The following is a 3,821-nucleotide window of genomic DNA, read 5'->3' on the forward strand; positions in this document are numbered from 1 at the left end:
GGCCGGGGCGTGGAGCTGATCTGTGTCGCCGACCGCTGGCGGTTCCAGACCGCGCCGGACCTGTCGCACCTGATGACCGAGCAGCGCGACGAGCCGCGCCGCCTGTCCAAGGCCGCCCAGGAGACCCTGGCCATCATCGCCTATCACCAGCCGGTGACCCGGGCCGAGATCGAATCCGTGCGCGGGGTCCAGGCCAGCAAGGGCACGCTCGACGTGCTCCTGGAACTGGGCCTGGTGCGGATGCGCGGCCGCCGCCGCACGCCGGGCCGCCCGGTGACCTATGGCACCACGGACGCCTTCCTCGAGCACTATGGCCTGGCCAGTCTCTCCGACCTGCCCGGTATGGCCGAGATGAAGGCCGCCGGCCTGCTCAGTCTCGACCTGCCGCCCGACTTCGCCCTGCCCAATCCGGGCGGCGAGGGGGCGGACGAGGACCCGCTGGATCTCGACGACGCGGCGCCCGAATTCCACACCGATTTTCTCGGGGCGGACGATCAGGCTTGAAGTCCCTATCGCGTGAGGGGAGGGATGGCGGCAGACGCGCCAAGTCTCTATATTGCGGCGCAACGGGCGGGCGCGCGGCCAGCAATGGCCGCCGACGTGAAGGAGTTGAGACGCCATGGGCGGTTTGAGTTGGGTTCACTGGGTCATCGTCATCGGCGTGGCTGCGCTGCTGTTCGGCGGCGGCGGCAAGCTGTCGGGTCTGATGGGTGACGCCGCCAAGGGCATCCGGGCGTTCCGCGACGGCCTGAAGGGCGAGGAAGAGGTGGCCGACAAGTCGACCGCCGCGACCGCCACGCCCCTGCCGCGCACCGAGCGCGAGAAGGACGAAGTCCGCAGCTGATCGGCTGCGTTCCATCAGGTTTCGCCCACGCCGGCTCCCCCGGCGTGGGTTTGCACGTTTAAGGCCAGCGCATGCTTCCCGAAGTCGGTGGGTCGGAACTGATCCTCATCGCCGTGGTCGCGCTGATCGTGGTGGGTCCCAAGGACCTGCCGCTGATGCTGCGCAAGCTCGGCCAGTTCGTCGCCAAGCTGCGCGGCATGGCGGCGGAATTCCGCGCCAGCTTCGACGAGATGGCCCGCCAGTCGGAGCTCGATGAACTGCGCAAGGAGGTCGAGGCCATGCGCCGCGGCCAGACCTTCGACATGGCCGCCCGCGATGCGGCGACGCAGGCGACCGGCCACGGCGAGGTCAATCATATCCTGGGCGAGATCGGCGACAGCCTCAGCGGCTCGGGCGTCCAGTTTCATCCGCCGATGAGCCACCAGTCGGACGCCGAGTCCCAGGCGCTGGAGACCACCGCGCCCCAGATGACGCCGCTTGAGCCGCCGCCGCTGGAGATCAAGGCCGCCAAGCCGCCGGCCAAGCCCCGGGCGAAGCGCACGCCGACGGTGGAGGGCGGCGAGACCCCGGCCCGCAAGCCTCGCGCCACCAAGGCGAAGACCGGGAGCGTCGCGTGAGTTCGACCCACGACGACGAGATCGAGGCCTCGCGCGCGCCGCTGCTCGACCACCTGATCGAACTGCGCCAGAGGCTGATCATCTGCGTCGGCGCGCTCGCCGTGGGCTTCGCCATCTGCTTCGGCTTCTCCAAGCAGATCTATATCGCCCTGCTGCACCCCTTCGAGATCGCCGCCCAGCTGCTGGCCGCCCAGAAGCTGGCCCAGGCCGCCGGCGGCGAGCACCTGAACATGATCGAGAGCGCCAAGGTGTTCCTGCACCTGCGCCCCCCCCCGGCCCATCCGGCTGCAACCGGCGGCGCCTTCGACCTGCTGCTGGCCCTGGTCGGGCTGAAATCGGTGCCGAGCGTGGCGGGGCAGGGGTTGAAGCTGGTCTTCACCGCGCCGCTGGAATTCTTCTTCACCAAGCTGAAGCTGGCCGGCTTCGGCGCCGTGATCCTGACCTTCCCGGTCCTGGCCTGGCAGGTCTACGGCTTCGTGGCGCCTGGGCTCTATAAGAAGGAACGCCACGCCTTCCTGCCGTTCCTGCTCGCCTCGCCGACCCTGTTCGTAATGGGCGCGGCCCTGGTCTATTACCTGATCCTGCCCTTCGTCCTATGGTTCTCGCTGAGCCAGCAGATCGTCGGCGTCGGCTCGATCTCGGTGGAACTGCTGCCCAAGGTCTCCGACTATCTGTCGCTGGTCACGACCCTGCTGCTGGCCTTCGGCCTCTGTTTCCAACTGCCGGTGGTGCTGACCCTGCTGGGCATGGCGGGGATCGTGAACGCCAAGATGCTGTCGGAGATGCGCCGCTACGCCATCGTCGGCATCTTCATTGTCGCCGCCGTGGTCACCCCGCCCGACCCGATCAGCCAGACCCTGCTCGCCGCCCCGATCATCCTGCTCTACGAGATCTCGATCTGGTGCGTGTGGCTGATTGAGCGCCGCCGCAAGCGGACCGAAGCTGGGACGGATATCGTGCCGGTTTAGGGCTCAATGCTGCTCCCCTGCCGGGGGAGCTGTGCGCGTAGCGCACTGAGGGGGCCGGCCCAGTGGGCCGGATCCGGCCTATCCACCCCAACCGCCCTCAAGAGAGGGCGGCCCCCTCCGACCCCTGCGGGCCCAGCTCCCCCAGCGGCGGAGGAGCTTTTGCGCAAACCCCTCCGCCCTTGGCGCCCCCGCCGACGCGCTCTAGAGAAAGCCGCTTATTCCAACGGCCTGCGGGCCCCCTGGCGGCGAGATCATGCACGACATCCGAGCCCTTCGTGAAAACCCTGAGCTTTACGAGAAAGCATGGGCTGCGAAGGGCCGTTCGGGCGCCTCGTCGGAAGCCATCAAGCTGGACGAGGCCCTGCGCGCCGCCCAGACCGCCCTGCAGACCGGCCAGAGCCGCCGCAACGAGGCCTCCAAGCTGATCGGCCAGGCCAAGGCCAAGAAAGATGAGGCGGAAGCCAGCCGCCTGATGGCCGAGGTCGAGGCCCTGAAGGGCGAGCTCGCCGCCAACGCCGAGGCCGAGAAGGCCGCGACCGAGACGCTGCGCGACCTGCTGGCCTCCCTGCCCAATATCCCGGCCCCGGATGTGCCGCACGGCGCCGACGAGGACGGCAATGTCGAGGTCCGCCGCTGGGGCGAGCCCAACGCCATCGCCAATCCCAAGGACCACGTCGATCTCGGCGAGGCCCTGAAGCAGATGGATATCGAGGCGGCCGGTCGCATCAGCGGCGCCCGCTTCACGGTGCTGAAGGGCCAACTCGCCCGGTTGGAGCGGGCGCTGGGCCAGTTCATGCTCGACATGCAGACGAGCGAGCATGGCTATCTGGAAGTCTCGCCGCCGCTGCTGGTGCGCGACGACGCCATGTTTGGCACCGGCCAGTTGCCCAAGTTCGCCGAGGACCTGTTCCACACGACGGACGGCCGCTGGCTGATTCCCACCGCCGAGGTGTCCCTGACCAATCTGGTCCGCGAGCAGATCACGCCGGAGGAGGAGCTGCCGCTTCGCCTCACCGCACTGACCCCCAGCTTCCGCTCTGAGGCCGGGGCGTCGGGCCGCGACACCCGGGGCATGATCCGCCAGCACCAGTTCTACAAGGTCGAACTGGTCTCCATCACCACGCCGGACCAGAGCGAGGCCGAGCACGAGCGGATGGTCGGCTGCGCGGAAGCCGTGCTGAAGGCGCTCAATCTGCCCTTCCGCACCATGCTGCTGTGCGATGGCGACATGGGCTTCTCGGCCCGCAAGACCTACGACCTCGAGGTCTGGCTGCCGTCGCAAGGGAAGTATCGCGAGATCAGCTCCTGCTCCAATTGCGGGGATTTCCAGGCCCGGCGCATGGACGCGCGCACCAAGAAGGCCGGCGAGAAGGGCACGCAATATGTCCACAC

The 3,821-nt window shown here is 68.5% G+C and carries 5 protein-coding genes; all 5 read left to right on the top strand.

The window, feature by feature from the left end:
* Nucleotides 1–504 (top strand): SMC-Scp complex subunit ScpB (gene scpB, locus Q7P21_RS19915; RefSeq protein WP_304180061.1); only part of this gene is annotated, 504 nt, incomplete at its 5' end.
* 115 nt (nucleotides 505–619) lie between these two features.
* Nucleotides 620–844, top strand: coding sequence for a twin-arginine translocase TatA/TatE family subunit (tatA, locus tag Q7P21_RS19920; protein WP_304171268.1), 225 nt, complete (start codon nucleotides 620–622; stop codon nucleotides 842–844).
* A 71-nt stretch (nucleotides 845–915) separates the two neighbouring features.
* Nucleotides 916–1,461 (top strand): Sec-independent protein translocase protein TatB, encoded by a 546-nt coding sequence (gene tatB, locus Q7P21_RS19925; protein WP_304171270.1) that lies wholly within the window; start codon nucleotides 916–918, stop codon nucleotides 1,459–1,461.
* The gene (gene tatC, locus Q7P21_RS19930) at nucleotides 1,458–2,429 is read left to right on the top strand and encodes a twin-arginine translocase subunit TatC (protein WP_304171272.1); all 972 of its coding nucleotides are present in this window, start codon (nucleotides 1,458–1,460) and stop codon (nucleotides 2,427–2,429) included. The genes tatB and tatC overlap by 4 nt, the downstream gene beginning before the upstream one ends.
* 253 nt (nucleotides 2,430–2,682) lie before the next feature.
* Nucleotides 2,683–3,821 (top strand): serine--tRNA ligase (serS, locus tag Q7P21_RS19935; RefSeq protein WP_304180064.1); only part of this gene is annotated, 1,139 nt, incomplete at its 3' end.

The sequence above is a fragment of the Phenylobacterium aquaticum genome (assembly GCF_947378715.1).
In the GTDB taxonomy this organism is placed as follows: domain Bacteria; phylum Pseudomonadota; class Alphaproteobacteria; order Caulobacterales; family Caulobacteraceae; genus Phenylobacterium; species Phenylobacterium aquaticum_A.

Bases quoted from the DNA above. Each gene is read 5' to 3' on its own strand.
- tatA (WP_304171268.1), top strand. From the start codon at position 620: ATGGGCGGTTTGAGTTGGGTTCACTGGGTCATCGTCATCGGCGTGGCT.
- tatB (WP_304171270.1), top strand. From the start codon at position 916: ATGCTTCCCGAAGTCGGTGGGTCGGAACTGATCCTCATCGCCGTGGTC.